The sequence below is a fragment of the Pseudoalteromonas sp. NZS100_1 genome (assembly GCF_015864285.1).
GTDB lineage: Bacteria > Pseudomonadota > Gammaproteobacteria > Enterobacterales > Alteromonadaceae > Pseudoalteromonas > Pseudoalteromonas arctica.
On record NZ_JADYXN010000009.1, the window covers coordinates 52,016 to 73,373 of the forward strand.

General features: G+C 40.5%; 21 protein-coding genes. 13 read left to right on the forward strand and 8 right to left on the reverse strand.

The window, feature by feature from the left end:
- Window positions 1-55 precede the first annotated feature (55 nt).
- Window positions 56-1,552 carry a glycerol kinase GlpK gene (gene glpK / locus I6F66_RS08300; protein ID WP_197141249.1) on the forward strand — a complete coding sequence of 499 codons (1,497 nt, stop codon included), beginning with the start codon at window positions 56-58 and terminating at the stop codon, window positions 1,550-1,552.
- A gap of 206 nt (window positions 1,553-1,758) precedes the next feature.
- Window positions 1,759-3,264: a glycerol-3-phosphate dehydrogenase gene (gene glpD / locus I6F66_RS08305; RefSeq protein ID WP_166378333.1), complete on the forward strand. Its 1,506-nt coding sequence runs from the start codon at window positions 1,759-1,761 to the stop codon at window positions 3,262-3,264.
- A 79-nt stretch (window positions 3,265-3,343) separates the two neighbouring features.
- On the opposite strand, the gene I6F66_RS08310 is transcribed toward glpD, so the two are convergent.
- Entirely contained in the window at window positions 3,344-4,294 is a 951-nt protein-coding gene (locus I6F66_RS08310; RefSeq protein WP_166378331.1) for a 2-dehydro-3-deoxygalactonokinase, read from the reverse strand.
- Window positions 4,295-4,297: 3 nt separating this feature from the next.
- The gene (locus tag I6F66_RS08315) at window positions 4,298-5,056 is read right to left on the reverse strand and encodes an SDR family NAD(P)-dependent oxidoreductase (RefSeq protein ID WP_166378329.1); all 759 of its coding nucleotides are present in this window, start codon (window positions 5,054-5,056) and stop codon (window positions 4,298-4,300) included.
- A gap of 186 nt (window positions 5,057-5,242) precedes the next feature.
- Here I6F66_RS08315 and I6F66_RS08320 point away from each other — a divergent pair, with 186 nt between their 5' ends.
- Entirely contained in the window at window positions 5,243-5,944 is a 702-nt protein-coding gene (locus I6F66_RS08320; RefSeq protein ID WP_165728301.1) for a FadR/GntR family transcriptional regulator, read from the forward strand.
- A 374-nt stretch (window positions 5,945-6,318) separates the two neighbouring features.
- Here I6F66_RS08320 and accC read toward each other — a convergent pair whose 3' ends face one another.
- From accC to cutA, 5 genes are all read right to left on the reverse strand, one after another.
- Window positions 6,319-7,659, reverse strand: coding sequence for an acetyl-CoA carboxylase biotin carboxylase subunit (gene accC, locus I6F66_RS08325; protein ID WP_165728302.1), 1,341 nt, complete (start codon window positions 7,657-7,659; stop codon window positions 6,319-6,321).
- Between the two features lie 26 nt (window positions 7,660-7,685).
- The gene (accB, locus tag I6F66_RS08330) at window positions 7,686-8,144 is read right to left on the reverse strand and encodes an acetyl-CoA carboxylase biotin carboxyl carrier protein (RefSeq protein ID WP_007580042.1); all 459 of its coding nucleotides are present in this window, start codon (window positions 8,142-8,144) and stop codon (window positions 7,686-7,688) included.
- A 40-nt stretch (window positions 8,145-8,184) separates the two neighbouring features.
- On the reverse strand, window positions 8,185-8,637 hold the full coding sequence (gene aroQ / locus I6F66_RS08335; protein WP_197160746.1) for a type II 3-dehydroquinate dehydratase: 453 nt from the start codon (window positions 8,635-8,637) through the stop codon (window positions 8,185-8,187).
- Window positions 8,638-8,865: 228 nt separating this feature from the next.
- Window positions 8,866-10,701 (reverse strand): protein-disulfide reductase DsbD, encoded by a 1,836-nt coding sequence (locus I6F66_RS08340; protein ID WP_197209088.1) that lies wholly within the window; start codon window positions 10,699-10,701, stop codon window positions 8,866-8,868.
- A complete protein-coding gene (cutA, locus tag I6F66_RS08345) occupies window positions 10,701-11,021 on the reverse strand; it encodes a divalent-cation tolerance protein CutA (protein ID WP_007580036.1) in 321 nt (106 codons plus the stop codon). The genes I6F66_RS08340 and cutA overlap by 1 nt, the downstream gene beginning before the upstream one ends.
- Window positions 11,022-11,199: 178 nt before the next feature.
- Between cutA and I6F66_RS08350 the strand changes: the two genes are divergently transcribed.
- The 6 genes from I6F66_RS08350 (at window position 11,200) to I6F66_RS08375 (ending at window position 15,670) form a co-directional block, all read left to right on the forward strand.
- Complete coding sequence (locus I6F66_RS08350; RefSeq protein WP_165740712.1) at window positions 11,200-11,676, forward strand: FxsA family protein; 477 nt, start codon at window positions 11,200-11,202, stop codon at window positions 11,674-11,676.
- Window positions 11,677-11,786: 110 nt separating this feature from the next.
- Entirely contained in the window at window positions 11,787-12,074 is a 288-nt protein-coding gene (locus I6F66_RS08355; protein WP_007580032.1) for a co-chaperone GroES, read from the forward strand.
- Between the two features lie 48 nt (window positions 12,075-12,122).
- Complete coding sequence (groL, locus tag I6F66_RS08360) at window positions 12,123-13,769, forward strand: chaperonin GroEL (protein ID WP_165728306.1); 1,647 nt, start codon at window positions 12,123-12,125, stop codon at window positions 13,767-13,769.
- A gap of 193 nt (window positions 13,770-13,962) precedes the next feature.
- The gene (gene rnk, locus I6F66_RS08365) at window positions 13,963-14,376 is read left to right on the forward strand and encodes a nucleoside diphosphate kinase regulator (protein WP_010555031.1); all 414 of its coding nucleotides are present in this window, start codon (window positions 13,963-13,965) and stop codon (window positions 14,374-14,376) included.
- A 400-nt stretch (window positions 14,377-14,776) separates the two neighbouring features.
- A complete protein-coding gene (locus I6F66_RS08370; protein WP_197209089.1) occupies window positions 14,777-15,226 on the forward strand; it encodes a VOC family protein in 450 nt (149 codons plus the stop codon).
- Window positions 15,227-15,232: 6 nt separating this feature from the next.
- Window positions 15,233-15,670 carry a hypothetical protein gene (locus I6F66_RS08375; RefSeq protein WP_007580023.1) on the forward strand — a complete coding sequence of 146 codons (438 nt, stop codon included), beginning with the start codon at window positions 15,233-15,235 and terminating at the stop codon, window positions 15,668-15,670.
- Between the two features lie 13 nt (window positions 15,671-15,683).
- On the opposite strand, the gene I6F66_RS08380 is transcribed toward I6F66_RS08375, so the two are convergent.
- Entirely contained in the window at window positions 15,684-17,159 is a 1,476-nt protein-coding gene (locus tag I6F66_RS08380) for an NAD(P)H-hydrate dehydratase (RefSeq protein ID WP_197209090.1), read from the reverse strand.
- 249 nt (window positions 17,160-17,408) lie between these two features.
- On the opposite strand from I6F66_RS08380, the gene gmk reads away from it, so the two are divergent.
- The 4 genes from gmk (at window position 17,409) to I6F66_RS08400 (ending at window position 21,329) form a co-directional block, all read left to right on the forward strand.
- Window positions 17,409-18,029 (forward strand): guanylate kinase, encoded by a 621-nt coding sequence (gene gmk / locus I6F66_RS08385; protein ID WP_197160727.1) that lies wholly within the window; start codon window positions 17,409-17,411, stop codon window positions 18,027-18,029.
- 125 nt (window positions 18,030-18,154) lie between these two features.
- On the forward strand, window positions 18,155-18,430 hold the full coding sequence (gene rpoZ / locus I6F66_RS08390; RefSeq protein WP_007378835.1) for a DNA-directed RNA polymerase subunit omega: 276 nt from the start codon (window positions 18,155-18,157) through the stop codon (window positions 18,428-18,430).
- Between the two features lie 388 nt (window positions 18,431-18,818).
- Window positions 18,819-20,924, forward strand: a complete 2,106-nt coding sequence (gene spoT, locus I6F66_RS08395) for a bifunctional GTP diphosphokinase/guanosine-3',5'-bis pyrophosphate 3'-pyrophosphohydrolase (protein WP_197209091.1) — start codon at window positions 18,819-18,821, stop codon at window positions 20,922-20,924.
- 12 nt (window positions 20,925-20,936) lie between these two features.
- The gene (locus I6F66_RS08400; RefSeq protein ID WP_007580015.1) at window positions 20,937-21,329 is read left to right on the forward strand and encodes a RidA family protein; all 393 of its coding nucleotides are present in this window, start codon (window positions 20,937-20,939) and stop codon (window positions 21,327-21,329) included.
- The last annotated feature ends 29 nt before the right edge of the window (window positions 21,330-21,358 follow it).

Consider the following 21,358-nt stretch of genomic DNA (forward strand, 5'->3'; position numbering starts at 1 on the left):
CTTCGGTTAAAGGCAATCTAGTCATATATAAGATAAGATAAATAACATAAATATCATGTCCAAATACATACTCTCAATTGATCAAGGAACCACAAGCTCTCGGGCCATCTTGTTTACAAAAGATGCAGACGTTTTTGGTACAGCACAACAAGAATTTTCGCAGCATTTTCCGCAAAATGGTTGGGTAGAACACGATCCTAACGATATTTGGCAAACAGTGCTTAGTACTAGCCGCGAAGTGTTAACTAAAAACGATGTAAAACCTGAAGAAATTATTGCCATTGGTATCACCAACCAACGCGAAACCACCCTAGTGTGGAACAAAAAAACAGGTAAACCAATTTATAACGCCATTGTATGGCAAGACCGCCGCACCAGTGATTATTGCGAAAGCCTAACGACTGATGAGCTTTGCCAAACGATTAGCGACAAAACAGGCTTATTACTCGACCCTTATTTTTCGGCGACTAAAATTCGTTGGATTTTAGATAATGTTGAAGGCGCACGCGAGCAAGCACTGGCTGGCGAACTGGCTTTTGGTACGGTTGACACTTACCTGCTTTGGCAGCTAACTGACGGTAAAGAACATCGCACTGATGCAACCAACGCGTCACGCACTATGTTATTTAATATTCATACTCAGCAGTGGGATCAAGAGCTTCTAGAGTTATTCGATATTCCAGAATCTATGCTGCCAGAAGTTATGGATTCAGCCGATGAGTTTGGTTCAACAAGCGCCGATATTTTTGGCGCGCCAATTCGTGTTTGTGGTATTGCAGGCGATCAGCAAGCTGCGCTTGTTGGCCACGCATGTTTTGAACAAGGCATGGCTAAAAGTACTTACGGTACGGGCTGTTTTTTAATGCTCAACACCGGCGAAAAAGCTCTGACCTCAGAAAACCGCTTACTGACTACTGTTGCCTATAGATTAAACGGCAAGCCAACCTATGCTATTGAAGGCAGCATATTTATGGCAGGCGCAACTATGCAGTGGATTGTTGAAGGTTTAAAGCTACTTAGCCATGCTGGCGAAAGTGAGTCGATGGTTAAAGATGTACCGCTAGACCATGGTGTATTTTTAGTGCCTTCGTTTACGGGTTTAGGCGCTCCTTATTGGGACCCTAATGCACGTGGTGCAATTTTAGGCTTAACACGCGACTCTGGTATTAGCACTATTGTTGCCGCTGCTTTGCAATCGGTGGGTTATCAAACCAAAGATTTACAAAAAGCGATGGAGCGTGATGGTCTTCGCCCAAGTGTGCTTCGTGTAGATGGCGGCATGGTAAAAAATAATTGGGTTATGACCTTTTTATCAAACATTTTAGGCGCAACAGTTGAACGCCCAACAGTGACCGAAACCACCTCTTTAGGCGTAGCATATTTAGCAGGCTTACAAACAGGTGTGTATGAGTCTACTGAGCAGCTAGCTAAAATGTGGACATGCGACCGTCGTTTTGAGCCAACTATGAGCGCCGACGAACGTAACGACCTATATGCAAAATGGCAGCACTGCGTAGCTCAAGTATGCTTAACAAATAAAAACTGTCCGTAGTAAATACTAAGTGGCTAAAGGCAACACTTTAGCCTCTTCGCCTTTTTAACTTAGCTAATAGCTTGATTTAAAAGGCGTGATTTACTACCTCAAATTACAAATGAATCAGCGTAAAAATAAAAAACTAGGTTTTCTATTGTCAAATGAAAACAGCAGCTTTATGATGTTTATGTCTTATTTATATTACAAATAAAAAGGTTAGCTCGGTGGAATTAGCAGATAACGAATATGACTTACTAGTCATCGGTGGCGGTGTAAACGGCACTGGAATAGCAGCTGATGCTGCAGGCAGAGGATTAAAAGTACTTTTGTGCGAACAATCTGATCTTGCCTGTGCAACATCTTCAAACAGTTCTAAGCTGATCCACGGTGGTCTACGCTACCTTGAGCATTACGAATTTAGATTAGTAAAAGAAGCCTTAGCCGAGCGTGAAGTACTACTTAAAAATGCACCACATATTATGTGGCCGCTTACTTTTAGATTACCGCATCAAAAGCATTTACGCCCTGCATGGATGATTCGCATTGGTTTGTTTATGTATGACAACCTAGCAAAACGCGAAACACTTGCGGGTTCTCGTGGTATTAAATTTGGTGAAAACAGCGTTTTAGAGCCTTCAATTACTAAAGGTTTTGAATACTCAGATGGTTGGGTTGATGACTCTCGTTTAGTGGTTTTAAACGCCCTTGCAGCGCAACAAAAAGGCGCCGTTATTAGCACGCAAACTAAGTGTGTAAATGCTAAACGTGAGCAAGGTAAGTGGCAGGTAACGCTTGAGCAACAAAAGAGCAAAGCTAAATACAGCATTTCAGCTAAAGGTATTGTAAACGCTGCGGGCCCTTGGGTTGCTAAATTATTTGATGAAGCGCTAGCAGAAAAATCACCACAAAATATTCGCCTTGTAAAAGGTAGCCACATTGTAGTGCCGCGTATTCACGATGAGAAACAAGCTTACATTTTACAAAATAAAGATCAGCGTATTGTGTTTGTTATTCCGTTTGAAGATGACTTTTCGCTTGTTGGCACAACCGATGTAGAACACAAAGGCGAAGCGCAAGACGTTAAAATTAGTGATGAAGAAATCGATTACTTAATTGATATTACTAACAGCTACTTTAAAAATCATATTAAACGCGAAGACATAGTACATACCTTCTCAGGTGTACGCCCATTACTTGATGACGAATCAGTTAATGCACAAGCTGTTACTCGCGATTATAAATTAGAACTTTCGAGTGATGCCAAGCAAACACCACTACTGAGTGTATTTGGTGGAAAAATTACCACTTATCGTAAACTAGCTGAAGCCGCAGTTAATAAGCTTGAAGAATTTTATCCGCAAATGAGCGAAGCGTGGACTAAACATAGCTCACTCCCAGGTGGCGATTTTAGCTCGGTAGAAGCACTTAAATCAGAGCTAAAAGCAAAATATGAATGGCTACCTGAAATAACGCTTAAACGCTTTGTACGTACTTACGGTACTCGTGCTAAAAACATACTAGGTAGTGCAACCGGCCTGAGTGATTTAGGCCAAGATTTTGGTCATGGTTTATTTGCAGCAGAAGTTGATTACTTATTAAATGAAGAGTGGGCAGAAAACGCATACAATATTTTATGGCGTCGGAGTAAATTAGGACTTCGCTTTAATGAAGCACAAGTTGCGACACTTAATCACTACATTGATAACAAACAAGCTGCTAAAAGCGCTTAGCTAAATTATATAGCTGCTTTTAACTGCAGCTATAATGATTTCCCGTAACCCCTTTATAATTTAACCGTTATAGAGGGGTTTATTTTTTTGACTCTAAATTAAATAAATAATTAAAGCCGCTTAGTGTGGCTGCTTTTATATCAAACTCAACACACTTCACACCAATTTGTTTAAGCGCTGTAGTAAAGCATTTATTTAGCTGCTTTGTACCAATTACCACAACTTGTGTATCACTCAATAATTGCCACTCGCTTGCATGTCGTGCAGCTCGTACATCGCTGCCAATTAACACGCCCGACAAATAAGCTTTGGCTTGTACTGGCGATAACTCTTTTGAAAGTTGACGGGTACGCACGCTAAAAATACCATGTGCTAAGTTACCGCTATCGCTGCCTAAAGTAAGCTCACAACCTTGTTCAAATGCCTTAAAGTCAAACTCACCTTCTGCGCAGTCATTCGCAATTAAAACACTTTGATGACACAACAAATCATACAACTCACCGGTCATGGCTGTTTTAAAGCAGATGATTTCGCCGTTGTTTATAAGCACCCATTTGGTATGTGTACCCGGCAAACAGAGTAATATTTTACCTTGTTGATACTGTGGATTTTGTTTTAAAAAGCCGAGTATTTGCAGCTCTTCACCACGCATTACATCAAATAAGCCATTTTGCAGCGTACATTTTGTACCTGGGAATGCCTTAATAATATGCCCATCGCAATCAAAGCTAATAGCCGCATTAAGGAGTTTTTCGGGATTAATTGGGCATTCTAAATAAGGGGTTTTGTGCCAGCCAATACTTGAGGTAATTTGCCCTGCAATATATATAGGTAAACTGCCATATTGTTGCTTCCACACCGCAACCGTGTCTATTAAGGTTTGTTCAAAATTTTGATTCGCCTTAACCACACCCAGGCCATCACGCTGTGCTAATAATGTAAGTTTTGACTGTGCTTTCACTTCGCACAAATAAGCGCGTAAATGACTTGTGCCCCAGTCAACGGCAATAAAAAGAGATGAAGTAGCCAAACTTTACAGCCTCCCACCGTCAATTTTAATACTTTGCCCGGTAATCATACTGCTTTCGTCGGCGGCTAAAAAGAGTGCCAAATTAGCAACATCTTCAGGTGTTACTAACTTTTTAAGCGCCATGGCTTCCATCCACTTAACTTGCTCTTCTTCGGTAAACCAACTTGCTAGTTGACGGTCGGTGGCAACCCACCCTGGTAAAATAGCGTTAACGCGAATACCAAACTCGCCATAATCGCGTGCAAGTGCCTTAGTCATACCAATTAACCCTGCTTTTGCTGTTACATAACCGGCCATTTGTGGCTGGCCCATAATCGCGTTAATAGAGCTAAAGTTAATGATACTACCCGCCTCATCACCTTTCATAAAAGACATAGCAACTTGAGAAGCAAAAAAAGCAGGGTTTAAGTTTATTTGTAAGCACTGATCCCAGTCTTGCACTGTAACGTCTTCGCTTGCTTGGCGGCGGTCGTTCGCTACATTATTAACTAGTACATTAATGGCACCAAAAGCGGCGCATGCATCTACAAGTGATTGCTGAAGTGCATGCGAATCAGTTACATCTACTTGTCTGTACCATAGTTTTGCATCGGGTAAATCACTAATGAGCGATTGTGCAGCCTTATCATCAATATCAATAAACGCTACTTTTGCATTTTGGTTTACAAAGGATTTAACCATTGCTCTGCCAATGCCTGATGCACCACCGGTAATAAAAACAACTTTGCCAGAAATACTATGATATTGAGCTAGGGTGTCCAAATTAAACTCTCCAAACAACAACTTACAATAGTGTTTTGCTTATTAAAAACGCCAATAGACGTTATAAAGAACTAAAACGCTGTGCTAAAATAATTAGCCAATTAAAACTTTATATCATATCCTCAAGTACATTAATATGATATATGATATATAATAAAGCAATATATCAACTCGGAATCCTGCGCAATGAAAAGCCAACCTCGTCAAAATTTAACACAACAATTAACCCACGATTTGGGTTTTGCTATTGTGCGTGGTGTTTACCCTGTAAGCGAAGGCCTGCCTTCTGAAGCCGATTTATGTATAAAATACGATGTGAGTCGCAGTGCTACTCGCGAAGCCGTAAAAATGCTCTCTGCTAAAGGACTTATTTCATCTCGTCCTAAGCAAGGTATTCGCGTACTACCAGAAAGTAGCTGGAATATGTTTGACACCGACGTACTGCGTTGGATTTTAAGCAGTAAGCCATCTTTATCATTATTAAAAGAGTTTACTCAAGTACGTGTTGCGCTTGAGCCACAAGCAGCCGCGCTTGCAGCAGTAAATGCCACTGCTGAACAGCTCGCTGAAATTGATAACGCCTTAGCTCGTATGGCTGAAGCTGACGAAGGCTTAGACGACCCACTAGAAGCTGACATTGCTTTTCATACCAGCATATTAGTGGCCAGTAACAATCGCTTTTTTGTACAGTTAACTGAGTTTATTAGTACTGCGCTTAGAGTAAGTATTCGTTACACAAACCACATTAAAGGTGTACCGGGCGCAGACGTGGCTAAACATGCTGATATTTTAGAAACTATAAAATCACGCGACCCTGAACGCGCTAAAAAAGCAGTAGAAACAATTTTAGAAGAAGCACTACAGTTAATTGAATCTAAATTAGTTTAATGCAACTTTAGCTAAGCATATTTTATAAATATTAAGTCCATCAAGTTTACTCTTTGCAGTACATTCGATGGACTTTTTTATTACCTATAAGGCTTAAATTATACCAATTCGCTTAATTAAGTGATCTATTTTGAGGATGAAAAAACGTGTTGATAGCTAGGCAAAAAATTCGCTATTCAGTTGTTCTAAATGAAAATTTTTTAACGCAGGTAGCGACACGTTTAGCCCCTAAAAATGATTAAGTATTATTGCGGATTGGTATTTCAGGCATTAAAAAATCCGATATCAGTCACCTGATATCGGATTTTTAATTATTTAAATCAGATTAATAACTCTGGTTATTAACTGAGATAAAACACCTTTTTAGGCTCGAATTATAATCCTAATTTCTTCTCAAGATAGTGGATGTTAGTACCACCATTTTTGAAGTTTTCATCTGCAAGAATTCTCTTATGCAAAGGAGTATTAGTTTTAATTCCGTCAATTACCAGCTCGTTAAGTGCATTGCGCGCGCGAGCAATAGCTACGTCACGGTTTTCACCGTAAGTAATTAACTTACCAATCATTGAATCGTAATGTGGTGGAACCGTGTAGTCAGCGTAAATATGGCTGTCCCAACGAATACCTAAACCACCAGCAGGATGGAAACGTGTAATTTTACCCGGTGAAGGAATAAACGTTTCAGGATCCTCAGCATTAATACGACACTCAATAGCATGACCACGAATAACAACGTCGTCTTGAGTGAATGATAAAGGCTGACCCGCTGCAATTTTTAATTGCTCTTTTACTAAATCGATACCAGTAACCATTTCAGTTACAGGGTGTTCAACCTGAATACGTGTATTCATTTCGATGAAGTAAAACTCGCCGTTTTCGTATAAAAACTCAAACGTACCCGCACCGCGGTATCCAATTTCGATACATGCACGTGTACAGCGCTCGCCAATGAATTTACGCGTTTCAGCAGTAATTCCTGGTGCAGGAGCTTCTTCAACTACTTTTTGGTGACGACGTTGCATAGAACAATCACGTTCACCTAAATGTACTGCATTACCTTGGCCGTCTGCTAATACTTGAACTTCGATGTGGCGTGGGTTTTCAAGGAATTTTTCCATGTAAACCATGCTATTACCAAAGAATTGCTTAGCTTCTTGCTGTGTTAATGCAATTGAATCAATAAGTTCAGATTCGCTGCGAACAACACGCATACCACGACCACCACCGCCACCAGCGGCTTTGATGATTACCGGGTAACCGATACGCTTAGCGATTTGCATGTTGCGTTCTTTATCATCTGATACCGGGCCGTCTGAGCCTGGTACACATGGAACGCCTGCTTTACGCATTGCTGCAATAGCAGACACTTTATCACCCATAAGGCGAATAGTGTCGCCACGAGGACCGATAAATACAAAACCACTTTGCTCAACTTGGTCGGCAAAATCAGCATTTTCTGCAAGGAAACCGTAACCAGGATGAATCGCTACAGCGTCAGTTATTTCAGCCGCAGCAATAATGCGCGGAATATCTAAATAACTTTCAGTTGCTGATGGTCTACCAATACAGATGGTTTCATCTGCAAGCAATACATGCTTAAGATCGCGATCTGCCGTTGAATGCACAGCAACCGTTTTGATCCCAAGCTCTTTGCAGGCGCGCAATATACGAAGTGCAATTTCACCTCGGTTTGCAATGACTACTTTATCTAACATTAGAGTTGGCCTTTTAGGTTACGCTATTATTCAATGATGAATAGAGGTTGATCAAATTCTATTGGCTCGCCATTTTCAGCTAAGATAGCTCTTACTGTACCGGCTTTATCTGATTCAATTTGGTTCATCATTTTCATAGCTTCGATAATACAAAGTGTATCGCCAACTTTAACTTGCTGACCAACTTCTACATATGCTGGCGCTTCTGGAGAAGCCGCAGAGTAAAAAGAACCAACCATTGGTGATTTAACTTGATGACCAGTAGGTTCTGCTGGTGCTGCCGCTTCAACTGCTACAGGAGCCGCTGCAACTGGTGCTGCTGGCGCTGGTGCATATTGCTGTGGAGCAAATTGCGGGTAACCTGGGCCTGCACTCATGTTGTTGCGGTTAATACGTACTGATTCTTCACCTTCAGTGATTTCTAGCTCAGCAATACCTGATTCTTCTACTAATTCGATAAGCTTCTTTATCTTGCGAATATCCATTACACGACCCGCCTGTTAGTTGTTTGTGTGTTAATTTAAATTAAATTGCGCTTTGCAACCGGCTCACAGCGGCATTCAATGCTGCGTGATAACCCATTGCGCCTAATCCACATATCACGCCTTGTGCCACATCAGAAAAATACGAATGATGGCGAAAAGCTTCACGTGCGTGCACATTACTTAAATGCACTTCAAAAAACGGAATATCAACACTTAGCAATGCATCACGTAATGCAACGCTTGTATGCGTAAATGCAGCAGGGTTAATTATTATGTAATCAACCGCTTGCCAAGCACTGTGTATTCGTTCAATGAGGGCTTGCTCACTATTACTTTGAAAATGCGTTAACTCAACATCTAGACTATTAGCAGCACTGGTTAGCTCCTCCATAATCTCACTCAGCGTCTGAAAACCGTATTTATCCGGTTCACGTTTACCAAGCATGTTTAAATTTGGACCATTTATAACTAAAAGGTTAAATTTTGCAGCCATAATACGCGATATATCCTATAAGTAATGAGTTAAGCGGTTACTAACTAGTTTTTCACTTTTAAGTAAGCAGAAAAAGCAATGTAGCAACAATTTCTCACGTTAACCAACTATTATAGTGATTTCGACGTAAATAGCAGCAAAATACTGGTCTTATCAGTGTCGTGGGTACAAATATAAGAAGAATTAAGAAGGTGCCACTTAGTCAATTCAAGTGGCACTATTGCACTATTATTGTGCGCTGACGCGCACAACTGCTAGGTGTTTAGCAAAGTCCTCAGCATTTAAAAAGCCCGTTACGCGCTGCGTACTAAGCTCTTGTCCTTGAGTATTAAAAAACAAAATACTAGGTAAACCAAACACCGTGTACTCTTCCATTAGCTCAATTGTTTTATTATCACTCTCAGTTAAATCAATTTGAATAAGCTGATAGTGGCTAAACTCACTTTGCACTTTGGCATCAGGAAAGGTGTAATGTTCAAACTCTTTACACGCCACACACCAGTCGGCATACAAATCGACCATAACCATTCGACCTTCGTCGTTTGCTTGTGCAACTGCTTCTTTTAGTTCTGCTAAATCAGCAACCTGTTTAAACTCATTATTTTGCGAGCTTACCTGTACTGTTTGTACTTGAACTGGCCAAAAGTAGTTTTTAGTTAACGTAAAGCCTGTAATAACTAATAGAGTTGCAGCAAACCATAATGCAGTTTTTAACTTGCTTTGTGTTTGGCTACTTTGCCAATGATGTAAGTACAGTGCTGTTGCTAGTGCAAGCACACCTGCCATTAATAATATAATGTCGGCGCTGATTAGTCGCTCAAGTAATATAAGCGGCACAACGAGCATCACAAAACCAAACAAGGTTTTAACTTGCTCCATCCAACCACCCGCTTTAGGAAGCAATTTACCGCCAGATGTACCGAGTAATAACAATGGTAATCCCATACCTAAACTGAGCACGTACAGTGTTAAACCACCTACTAAGTAATCACCACTTTGCGCTACAAATAACAGTGCCGCCGACAGTGGTGCCGTAGTGCAAGGTGATGCAATCAATCCCGAAAGTACACCCATTAAAAATACGCCAACGTAGTTGCCGCCTTTTTGGTTGTTACTTACTTGGGTTAGCTTGCTCATCATACTGCTTGGCAGTTTAATTTCGTACCAACCAAACATCGACATAGCCAATAATACAAACAATAAACTAAAACTGATTAACACAAATGGATGCTGTAAATACCCCTGCACTTGCCCACCAAGCGCCGCAACAACTAAGCCTAGTGCTGCATAGGTAACTGCCATGCCTTGTATATATACAAACGACAACGCAAACGCTTTTTTAGTTGAAAGGTTTTGCTGACCCGCAATTAAGCTCGACAAAATTGGAAACATTGGGAATACGCATGGCGTAAAAGCAAGGCCTACACCAACAGCAAAAAATATGAGTAAATTAGTTATTAAGCTCTGACTGGCTAATTGCTCAGTAAAAGTCAGTTCTTTTTCGGTGTCACCTGAGTTTGTTGTAGGTTCAGTAGTTGGATCGTTGAGTGCTGCAAATGTACTTTGCGCTGTTGCCGCTTCATCTGTAGCGCTATTTTGATCTACATTTTTAATCTGTGCGCCACTAATTACACTAAGTGGAATGCTAATCACTTCTGGTGGATAACAAAGCCCCGCTTTTGCACAGCCCTGATAGCGAACTTTAACAACCGCTCCCTCAGTGATATTACTTAACTTACTAACAACGCTCGCGGTATTAAAAAAGACTTCTGTTTTACCAAAAAATTCATCTTCAATAATTTCGCCACTACCCGAGTCACCTACTTGAATGTTTGCGCCCTTGGCAATGATTTCTATTTTCTTTTTATATAAATAATAGTCTGGCGCTATATCCCAACCTACAAACAAGGTGCTGCCTTGCTGATCAAAGTCAAATACAAACGCTTGGTCTACAGGTAAAAAAGTGTGTTGAGGAGGCCCAAGTAGATCACCAAGCACATTATTAGTCGCAGCCTTTACAGGTACGGTTAATAATGTAACCAACAATAAAAAGAAAAAACGCATTAATTCAGTACCTCGTCCATCCAATTAAAATACGCCAAATTTCCCGTAGAAACTTCTAAAACCTGAATCTCTGGCACTTCGTAGCTATGTAACTCTTTTATTGTTAGAAACACATCGTTCATTTTATCTGATTTCGTTTTTATAAGTAGCTTAGCTTCAGTTGCTTCTGCAACTTCGCCTTCCCACATATAAATAGAGCCCATGTTAGGTAAAATATTTACACAAGCAGCTAGTTTTTTTTCTACCAACGCCCTTGCAAGTGTGCGTGCTTCTGCTTCGTCTTTGCAGGTCGTAAAAATCATTTTAAAATGCGTAGTCATTATGAACCTATACTTATTGGACAGTGTCTATCATCATAGTATCTGATAGCCGATACAATGTGTAGACGCTAAAATATCAGTAAAATGACGATACCTATGCCCTAACCTTGAAAAGAGACCTCGTCACCCTCATTTATATTTCATCAACTCTTTTGAGTGTCATTATTTAGAGAGCGCTATGTTTAGATTTTTATTTGTGTTGTTTATTATCATCCCTATTGTCGAAATCGCTTTGCTGATTCAAGTAAGCGACGTGATTGGCGGATTTGCAACAATTGCACTTGTTGTTATTACGGCGATTTTAGGTGCCAAAATGGTTAAAACACAAGGTATGGGGGCGCTGCAAAACGTACAAGCGCAAATGGCGCAAGGGCAAATGCCAGCCAAAGAATTATTTACCGGAATATGCGTTGTAATTGCAGGTGTATTACTCCTTACTCCTGGCATTATGACTGACGTATTTGGGCTACTATTATTAACCCCTGCAATTCGTAACAAATTGGCTGCAGGCCTTGCTAGCCAAGCAACTGTTAGAATGAGCGCAGGCATGCAACAAGGGCCATCGCCGTTTGCTGGGCAGCAACATGCTGAACGAGAGCAAGGGCAAATGGAACGACCAACCACTATTGATGGTGAATATGAGCGAAAAGATTAAAAATTTATCGTTTTTTCTCTTGGAATTTTTCACTCTACCCCCATTAATGAATGCAAATTAGAAAAGCTTTTTTCTGTACTGTTCAGAAACTGTTAGGAGAACTAAAAAACATGAACATTCGTCCTTTACAAGATCGCGTAATCGTTAAACGTCTAGAAGAAGAAACAAAATCTGCTGGCGGTATTGTATTAACTGGCTCTGCAGCTGAAAAATCAACTCGCGGAGAAGTTGTAGCCGTAGGTAATGGTCGCGTTTTAGAAAACGGTGACGTGAGAGCGTTAGAAGTTAAAGCCGGTGACACTGTGTTATTTGGCTCATATGTTGAAAAAGTTGAAAAGATCGAAGGTCAAGAGTACCTGATCATGCGTGAAGATAATATTTTAGGCATTGTAGGCTAAACCTACTTTTCGTTTATAAACATTTAAGAATTTAGAGGAATTTAAAACATGGCAGCAAAAGAAGTACTTTTTGCAGGTGACGCACGCGCTAAAATGCTAACTGGCGTAAACATCCTGGCAAACGCAGTAAAAGTTACATTAGGTCCTAAAGGCCGTAACGTTGTACTAGATAAATCATTTGGCTCACCAGTTATCACTAAAGATGGTGTATCTGTAGCAAAAGAAATCGAACTTGAAGACAAGTTTGAGAACATGGGCGCACAAATGGTTAAAGAAGTTGCATCTAAAGCAAATGATGCAGCCGGCGATGGTACAACTACCGCTACAGTACTTGCACAGTCTATTGTTAATGAAGGCCTTAAAGCTGTTGCAGCGGGCATGAACCCAATGGATCTTAAGCGCGGCATCGACAAAGCAGTTATTGCTGCTGTTGCAGAGCTTAAAGCGTTATCTGTTCCTTGTTCTGATACTAAAGCAATTGCACAAGTAGGTACTATTTCAGCTAACTCTGATAAAGAGATTGGCGACATCATTGCACAAGCAATGGAAAAAGTAGGCCGTAACAGTGGTGTTATTACTGTAGAAGAAGGTCAATCACTTGAAAACGAACTAGATGTTGTTGAAGGCATGCAGTTTGACCGTGGTTACTTATCTCCTTACTTCATCAACAGCCCAGAAAAAGGCACTGTTGAACTAGATAACCCATTTATTCTACTTGTAGATAAAAAAATATCTAACATCCGCGAATTATTACCAACATTAGAAGCGGTTGCTAAAGCAAGCAAACCACTACTAATCATCGCAGAAGACCTTGAAGGCGAAGCACTAGCTACATTAGTAGTTAATAACATGCGCGGTATTGTTAAAGTATCAGCAGTTAAAGCACCTGGTTTTGGCGACCGTCGTAAAGCAATGTTACAAGATATCGCTGTATTAACTGGCGGTACTGTTATTTCTGAAGAAATCGGCTTAGAGCTTGAAAAAGCAACAGTTGAAGACCTAGGTACAGCTAAGCGCGTAATTATCACTAAAGATGATACAACAATCATTGATGGTGCTGGTGAAGAAGCGGGTATTAGCGGTCGTGTTTCACAAATTAAAGCACAAATCGAAGAAGCAACATCAGACTACGATAAAGAGAAACTACAAGAGCGCATGGCTAAATTAGCTGGCGGTGTTGCAGTAATCAAAGTAGGTGCTGCTACTGAAATGGAAATGAAAGAGAAAAAAGACCGCGTTGAAGATGCATTAAATGCAACTCGTGCAGCGGTTGAAGAAGGCGTAGTACCTGGCGGCGGCGTTGCACTTGTACGTGCAGCTAGCAAGCTGGTAGATTTAGTTGGCGACAACGAAGATCAAAACCACGGTATTAAAGTTGCACTTCGTGCAATGGAAGCACCACTTCGTCAAATCGTAACTAACGCTGGCGAAGAAGCATCAGTTGTAATTAACGCAGTTAAAGGCGGCGAAGGTAACTTTGGTTACAACGCAGCAACTGGCGAATACAACGACATGATTGAAATGGGTATCCTAGATCCAACTAAAGTAACACGCTCTGCATTACAGTTTGCAGGGTCTATTGCGGGTCTAATGATCACTACTGAAGCAATGGTAGCTGAAATCCCAAAAGATGAAGCTGGTGGCGCTGATATGGGTGGCATGGGCGGAATGGGTGGTATGGGCGGAATGATGTAATCATCCCCTAAACACCTAGCTCAAATAAAAACCCAGCTTCGGCTGGGTTTTTAGCTATTGGGCACAAATAAAGTAAAAGCCACAGGTGTGGCTAATTAATAAAATGACTTCGCGTATCCCTTTGCTTCTTAAATGCATGCCAAGCCATACTCAGAGTTAATTTTATTTATTAAAAATTATTAAGGATATTAAGATGAATAAAAAACCTGAACTAATCATCTCATCACTCGATGCAGATAGATTGTATGACTTAATGGAATCATTGCCTGCAGGTAGCTTTGCTAATAAAGAAGAATTGGAAGCTGAACTGGCACGAGCGACAATAGTCGAACCTAAAGATATGCCATCATCAGTTGTAACGATGAACTCAACTGTAAACTTTATTGTTGAGTCTTCTAAAGAAGAATTTACGTTAACCTTGGTGTACCCAAAGAACAGTGACTCTAGCGGCGATAAAATATCGATATTATCACCCGTTGGTAGCGCATTACTTGGGCTAAACCAAGGCGACGAAATTGAGTGGCCTAAACCGAGTGGCGGCTTAATAAAGGTAAAAATAAAAGAAGTAACCTATCAACCAGAACGTGCTGGTGAATTACACAGATAAAACGTTTATGCACTTAGTACTAAAAAATCGGTTTAAAGTAGACTCAGCCTCGGCTGGGTTTTGCTTTTTATTATAAAGCAGATTGATACTGTTTAATTTATACCTATAACTAAGTTACATACTGCGGGCATATACCCTGCGTAATCGCTTACTAAACAACCTGAACTCTGGATAATAAATCTATCTCAAGCAGCTATTTTCAGCGCTCACTGCGTTGAATTTACTTGCAATAGGCCAGCTATTGACGCGTAAGTTCGCCTTGTTTTCACTGAAAATTTCTGGCTAGAGAAAATAAATTTAAATATCACTATAATTCAATACGTTGGTAAATCTCTTAACCAGAGTTCAGGTTAAATATGATAAAAAGCACATTTATTTAATAGTATGGAGTGAGCTAAACATGACTAACGTTCAACAGCATATCGGCAGCATTGCATTAGTTGTTAAGGACTACGACGATGCCATTGAGTTTTATACTCAAAAGCTTAACTTTGAGTTAGTGGAGGATACTGATTTAGAAGATGGTAAACGCTGGGTGTTAATTTCACCTCCAAATTCAAACGGGGCTGGTTCAAACGGGACTAATTCAAATGGGACTAATTCGAGCAGGACTAATCTACTGCTTGCTAAAGCCACAACACCTGAACAGATTAGCGCTATTGGTAATCAAACGGGTGGTCGCGTGTTTTTATTTTTGTATACTGATGACTTTTGGCGAGATTATAATTTAATGCTTTTTAAAGGCGTTATATTTAACGGAGAGCCTAGAGTAGAACCCTATGGCACCGTAGCGGTTTTTGAAGACTTGTATGGTACAAAATGGGATTTATTACAGCTTAATAATCAGTGAGATAAAATGCTGTTAAATATAAAAGCAAAATTTTTATTAAGCGCAGGAGTTATTGCATCTGCAGCGGCTGTATGGCATTTACTTTGTATATGGGGTGGCACTAGTTGGTTTATATTTGCTCGCGCCCCAATACAAATAATAGAATCATCACAGCAAGGTACATTCCTTGCGCCTTTAGGTAGTATTGCAATAGCTGGACTCATGTTTGCCTGTACTGCATTTGCCTTATCAGCAATTGGCTTAGTGCGTAACATAGTACTTACTAGAACCGCTTTAATTGCTATTGCAACCTTGTGTATCATACGAAGCTTAATAATTATCCCTGCATTAATACGAGCCGATACGTGGAATATTATAGCGAGCAGTGTTTGGCTTTATGTAGGTGTATGCTTTTTAGTGGGTGCAATAACGTTCCACAATTTAAAGCCGAACACTGATAGTTGAGTGACGCTTAAACTCACGTCACTTTATTAACTAACTCTCTTACAATTGCGAATAAATCACTGGGTAGCATTCCCCTTTGCCCGTCTCGCTCACTTGCAATATCACCGGCTTTAGCATGCAGTGTTACACCATAACGTGCTGCTTCATCAATAGTTAAACCTTGGGCAAGCAATGCACCAATAATACCAGTAAGTACATCGCCACTGCCGCCAACGGCCAATGCCGGGTTGCCATCTTCACATACCCACGTGTGCTGGGCATTATCTATTAATGTTCCTGCGCCTTTTAATACACAAGTCGCGTTATAGCGTTTAGCGCAAAGGCGGGCATAATTAAAGCGGTCTGATTCTATGTCGCTGGTGCTAACACTTAGCAGTCGCGAAGCTTCGCCGGGATGTGGAGTAAGTACGCATTGCTCTAACGTGTATGATGAAGCTTTCTTAGCCAGTAAATTAAGGGCATCTGCATCTATAACCAATGGCATTTTATTGTTTTGGCAATATTGCATTACTTCATCGAATGTTTGTTGTGCCCACTCGTCTTGCCCAAGCCCTGGGCCAATAACAACGCAGCTTGCCCACTCTAGCGCTTGATGTAAGTTATTACTGCTTACCATAAGTTCTGGTCTGCCAATACTAATAGGCGTTATTGAGCTTTCGTGTGTATACACTCTTACCATGCCAGCACCCGTTCTAAGAGCTGCTTCACTACTTAACCTAATTGCACCTGCAGTACCTTGATTGCCACCAACACATAAAAGTTTACCGTGGCTTCCTTTGTGACTATTGATTGCCCGCGTGGCTATTCCTTTAAAGCTATTGATATTAACAAGGGTTCCTGAAGATTGAGCGATACAAGTAAACGCATCGCCAATTGCTAAATCATCAAATACTAACTTACCGCTATATTGTTTACCTGCCGTCGTTGCGAGCCCTTGCTTAATGCCCACAAAAGTAACGGTTGAAGTCGCTTGTACTGCACATCCTAAAGGCTGCCCTGTATTCGCCTCAATACCTGACGGTATATCAATGCTTATTACGGGCTTATCACTGTTATTTACAGCTTTTATTATATTCGCAAAATTATCGCGCACGGTGCTTTTAAGGCCAGTACCAAGGAGCGCATCAATAACGATATCGCACCTATTAAGAGTGTCTTTTGTAAAATGAGAAACCACCCCACCCGCTTCAATCCATAACTGCTGCGCTTTTGCTGCATCACCGGTTAATACTTTATTAGGCTCAGCTGCGCATACTGTTACCTCTTTACCTGATTGCATAATAAGCCTAGCTACAATGTAACCGTCTCCAGCGTTGTTACCATGGCCAACAATAACTAATGTATGCTGTGCATCAAATAACTGCCATTGCTTATATACAGCCTCGCCTGCACGCTGCATTAGGGTAAATAAATCACAATGACTATTTTTAGCCGCTAAAGCTTCATTGTCTCTTACTTGTTGTGCGGTAAATAAAGTTTTATTGAGCATAAAAGCTCCTTTACTAGGTGATACTTCACCTTATCAAATACTTATATCTAACGGCTAGTTCCATTGATAATTTTAAACTGCAATTTTATTTAAAATCTAACTTAGCAAAATACTCCCAAGCCAATTTGGACATGACCAACATGAGCACGACTAACTTGAGCAAGGTGAGCTAATTAAAGTACAATACAGTTAATTAAAGGCTTGGCTTACTTGTAACCCAAGCCTGTTTATTTTTAGGTAGAGAAAAACATGGCACAAACTCGCGGTAACTTATTTATTTTGTCAGCCCCTTCTGGTGCTGGTAAATCAAGCTTAATCAATGCGTTATTAAAAAAACACGCTGACATGAAAGTATCTGTATCACATACAACTCGCGCCCCTCGCCCAGGTGAAGAAAATGACGTGCATTATCACTTTGTATCTACAGACGAATTTAAAGCGCTTATTGCCAAAGATGACTTTTTTGAATGGGCTCAAGTATTCGATAATTACTACGGCACATCAAAGCAGGCTATTGAGTCGCAACTTGATGCCGGTATTGATGTGTTTTTAGATATTGATTGGCAAGGCGCTCAGCAAGTGCGCAAAATTATGCCAAGCGTACAAACTATTTTTATTCTACCGCCTTCAAAAGAAGAATTAGAACAACGCTTAAATAACCGTGGCCAAGATTCGGCTGAGGTTATTGCCTCTCGTATGGCAAAAGCACAATCTGAAACATCACATTATAACGAATACGACTTTGTAATTGTTAATGATGACTTTGAGGACGCACTTGCCGACATAGAAATGATTGTAATGGCTCAGCGCTTAACACTAAAAGCGCAAGAAGATCGTCATCAAGTTTTACTAAATAGTCTGCTTAAATAATTTAAGCCTACTTAAATTAGGCTTAGGCAAGTAAAACTGATAAAAATTGAACACTGGCTATTGGCGAAAGTGGCTCCTTGGAGTAAACTACGTCTTTGCTTTTAAATTATTTTTGGAGTGCTGTGATGGCCCGCGTAACAGTTGAAGATGCAGTAGATGCAGTTGGTAATCGTTTTGACTTAATTTTAGTTGCGGCTCGTCGTGCCCGCCAAATTGCTGTTGGTGGTAAAACTCCACTAGTAGACCCTGAAAACGATAAGCCAACGGTAGTTGCTTTACGTGAAATTGAATTAGGTTTAGTTGATAGCGCTTCAATGGACTTAATTGACCGTGAAGAACAACAACACCAAGAAGCAGCAGAATTAGCTGCTGTTGCTGCCATTGTTGGTGGCAACCAATAATCGACCTCCCGGTCTGATTTAGCCAACGGCGCAGTATTTCTACTATAGCCGTTGGCAATCCTTTCATTTCATCGTATATTCGTAGCTTACCTAATTTGCTTCACTAGGGCCTTTTTATCTTTCGAGGTTAAATTTGCAGCAGTATGCTTGGTATTTAGGCAAGGCAGAGCCTATGTAGTGTGGTTATTTCCCATAAGTAGGCGATAACGCAGCATAAATGCAAAACATGCGCTGCCCAAAGGGTTCTGCCTAGGGGCAATTTACTCTTTGTTGCTCGATTTTTACTTAGCCCGCTAGGCTAAAAACCTCGCGCCGCGATTAAATCGCCCCTAGATTGAACAAATTTTAATCCTGAAAGGTCAACAGGCCCTAGAACATTGGAGTGTGAATGTATCTTTTTGAAGGTCTTAAAAAGAAAATTTCAGAATACTTGCCCGCTACTGATGTAGAGCTGGTTCAAAAATCTTACGTGGTAGCCCGAGAGGCCCATGAAGGACAAACTCGCTCAAGTGGCGAACCTTACATAACTCATCCAGTAGAAGTAACCCAAATTCTTGCAGGCATGCATCTTGACCATGAAACGCTCATGGCCGCGCTAATGCATGATGTAATTGAAGATACTGATTTTAGCCAACAAGATTTAGCCGAAATTTTTGGCGAAACTGTGGCAGAACTCGTTGAAGGTGTAAGTAAGCTCGATAAGCTCAGCTTTAAAGATAAAAAAGAATTCCAAGCTGAAAACTACCGCAAAATGATTATGGCAATGACTCAGGATATTCGAGTTATTTTAATCAAGCTTGCTGATAGAACGCACAATATGCGTACTTTAGGGGCACTGCGCCCAGATAAGCGCCGCAGAATAGCACGTGAAACGCTTGAGATTTACGCGCCAATAGCAAACCGCTTAGGTATTCACGATATTAAAAATGAGCTTGAAGACTTAGGTTTTCAAGCTTTATATCCTATGCGTCATCGCGCACTTAAATCTGAAGTAGCTAAAGCACGTGGTAATCGCAAAGAAGTTATCACTAATATCCAACATGAAATAGAAGCACGTCTTGAAGAGTCAGGCATTAAAGCGACTGTGTCAGGCCGAGAGAAACATTTATATAGTATTTATAAAAAAATGCTTAATAAAGAACTGCTATTTAACGAAGTTATGGATATTTACGCGTTTAGAATTGCAGTTGATTCTATGGATACGTGTTATCGCGTATTAGGTGTGGCTCATAGTCTTTATAAGCCTATAGAAACACGCTTTAAAGATTATATTGCTGTACCAAAAACTAATGGTTACCAATCGCTTCATACTTCATTAGTTGGCCCACACGGAATACCTGTTGAGATTCAGATTCGTACTCACGATATGGATCAGATGGCCGACAAAGGTGTAGCGGCGCACTGGATGTATAAAAAATCAGGTGATGGTGCAGGTAATACTTCGCAGCAACGTGCTCGCCAATGGATGCAAAGCTTATTAGAGCTTCAGCAAAGTGCGGGTTCATCGTTTGAATTTATTGAAAACGTAAAAACTGAGCTATTCCCAGAAGAAATTTACGTATTTACACCTGATGGTCGTATTGTTGAGCTACCAATGGGCGCTACCGCAGTCGATTTTGCGTATGCGGTTCATACTGATGTAGGCAATACTTGTGTAGGCGCTCGCGTTAATCGCAAGCCACATCCTTTAAGTCGGCCATTAGATACAGGGCAAACCATAGAGATAATAACAAGCTCAGGTGCCCACCCTAATGCAACATGGCTAAACTTTATTGTTACTGGTAAAGCACGCTTGGGTGTTCGTAATTACCTTAGAAGTCAGCATCATGAAGAAGCCATGCTTTTAGGGCGCCGTTTACTTGATTCGGCATTAGGCGAAAACAAACTAGATAGCATTGCTGATGAAAATATAGCGAGAGTACTTGAAGAGCACGAACTAACTACTCTTCTTGAATTACTTGTAGAAATTGGCTCTGGTAACTTAATGAGTATGTTAATTGCCAAGCGCTTATTGCAAAATGACAATGACGATTTAACTGATATAACAAGCCAAGCTAAAGCGACCATTATTGGTACTGAAGGCATGTTAGTGAATTACTCTAAGTGTTGCCGACCTGTACCAGGCGATGCCATTACAGCTCATATAAGCCAAGGTAAGGGCCTGACCGTTCACCGCCAAGAATGTAAAAATATTCGTGGTTGGGAAAATGAGCGCTCTAAATACTTAGTTGTAAAATGGGACGATAACCCAGAAAAAGAATATATTGCAGCTCTGAGAGTTGAAATTATTAACCATCAAGGCGCGTTAGCTAAGCTAACCAATGTTGTCGCTACAACCCAAGCCAATATTGTCGAAATTGCCACCGATGAAAAAGAAAGTAATTTATACGTGATAGATTTAGGGGTTACCGTTAAAAACCGTATCCACGTTGCTAACATTATGCGCCGCATTCGCGTTATGCCTGATGTACAAAAAGTCTATCGTAAAAAATAAAATAGGAAACACATGAATAAAGCATTTATCTCTACCGACAAAGCACCTGCAGCTATTGGCACTTATAGCCAAGCAGTTAAAGTAGGTACCGCTGTTTATTTATCTGGTCAAATTCCATTAGTTCCAGAAACGATGGAAATGATTTCAGAAGATTTTAGCGAGCAAACGCATCAAGTATTTAAAAATATTGCTGCGGTATGTGAAGAAGCAGGCGGAAAAATTCACGATTTAGTTAAAATCAATATTTACCTAACTGATCTATCTAACTTCGCCACAGTAAATGAAGTGATGAGCCAATACTTTAAACAACCTTACCCAGCTAGAGCTGCATTAGGTGTTCGTGCACTACCAAAAGGTGCACAAGTTGAAATAGACGGAATAATGGAATTACCTTCTACCAATTAAGTATTACAGGCTATAGAGCTTCTCTATAG

Bases quoted from the DNA above. Each gene is read 5' to 3' on its own strand.
- I6F66_RS08380 (WP_197209090.1), bottom strand. From the start codon at position 17,159: ATGCTCAATAAAACTTTATTTACCGCACAACAAGTAAGAGACAATGAA.
- I6F66_RS08350 (WP_165740712.1), top strand. From the start codon at position 11,200: ATGTTTAGATTTTTATTTGTGTTGTTTATTATCATCCCTATTGTCGAA.
- rpoZ (WP_007378835.1), top strand. From the start codon at position 18,155: ATGGCCCGCGTAACAGTTGAAGATGCAGTAGATGCAGTTGGTAATCGT.
- gmk (WP_197160727.1), top strand. From the start codon at position 17,409: ATGGCACAAACTCGCGGTAACTTATTTATTTTGTCAGCCCCTTCTGGT.
- I6F66_RS08400 (WP_007580015.1), top strand. From the start codon at position 20,937: ATGAATAAAGCATTTATCTCTACCGACAAAGCACCTGCAGCTATTGGC.
- glpK (WP_197141249.1), top strand. From the start codon at position 56: ATGTCCAAATACATACTCTCAATTGATCAAGGAACCACAAGCTCTCGG.
- I6F66_RS08355 (WP_007580032.1), top strand. From the start codon at position 11,787: ATGAACATTCGTCCTTTACAAGATCGCGTAATCGTTAAACGTCTAGAA.
- I6F66_RS08375 (WP_007580023.1), top strand. From the start codon at position 15,233: ATGCTGTTAAATATAAAAGCAAAATTTTTATTAAGCGCAGGAGTTATT.
- accC (WP_165728302.1), bottom strand. From the start codon at position 7,659: ATGTTAGATAAAGTAGTCATTGCAAACCGAGGTGAAATTGCACTTCGT.
- rnk (WP_010555031.1), top strand. From the start codon at position 13,963: ATGAATAAAAAACCTGAACTAATCATCTCATCACTCGATGCAGATAGA.
- accB (WP_007580042.1), bottom strand. From the start codon at position 8,144: ATGGATATTCGCAAGATAAAGAAGCTTATCGAATTAGTAGAAGAATCA.
- aroQ (WP_197160746.1), bottom strand. From the start codon at position 8,637: ATGGCTGCAAAATTTAACCTTTTAGTTATAAATGGTCCAAATTTAAAC.
- I6F66_RS08370 (WP_197209089.1), top strand. From the start codon at position 14,777: ATGACTAACGTTCAACAGCATATCGGCAGCATTGCATTAGTTGTTAAG.
- I6F66_RS08340 (WP_197209088.1), bottom strand. From the start codon at position 10,701: ATGCGTTTTTTCTTTTTATTGTTGGTTACATTATTAACCGTACCTGTA.
- spoT (WP_197209091.1), top strand. From the start codon at position 18,819: ATGTATCTTTTTGAAGGTCTTAAAAAGAAAATTTCAGAATACTTGCCC.
- I6F66_RS08320 (WP_165728301.1), top strand. From the start codon at position 5,243: ATGAAAAGCCAACCTCGTCAAAATTTAACACAACAATTAACCCACGAT.
- groL (WP_165728306.1), top strand. From the start codon at position 12,123: ATGGCAGCAAAAGAAGTACTTTTTGCAGGTGACGCACGCGCTAAAATG.
- cutA (WP_007580036.1), bottom strand. From the start codon at position 11,021: ATGACTACGCATTTTAAAATGATTTTTACGACCTGCAAAGACGAAGCA.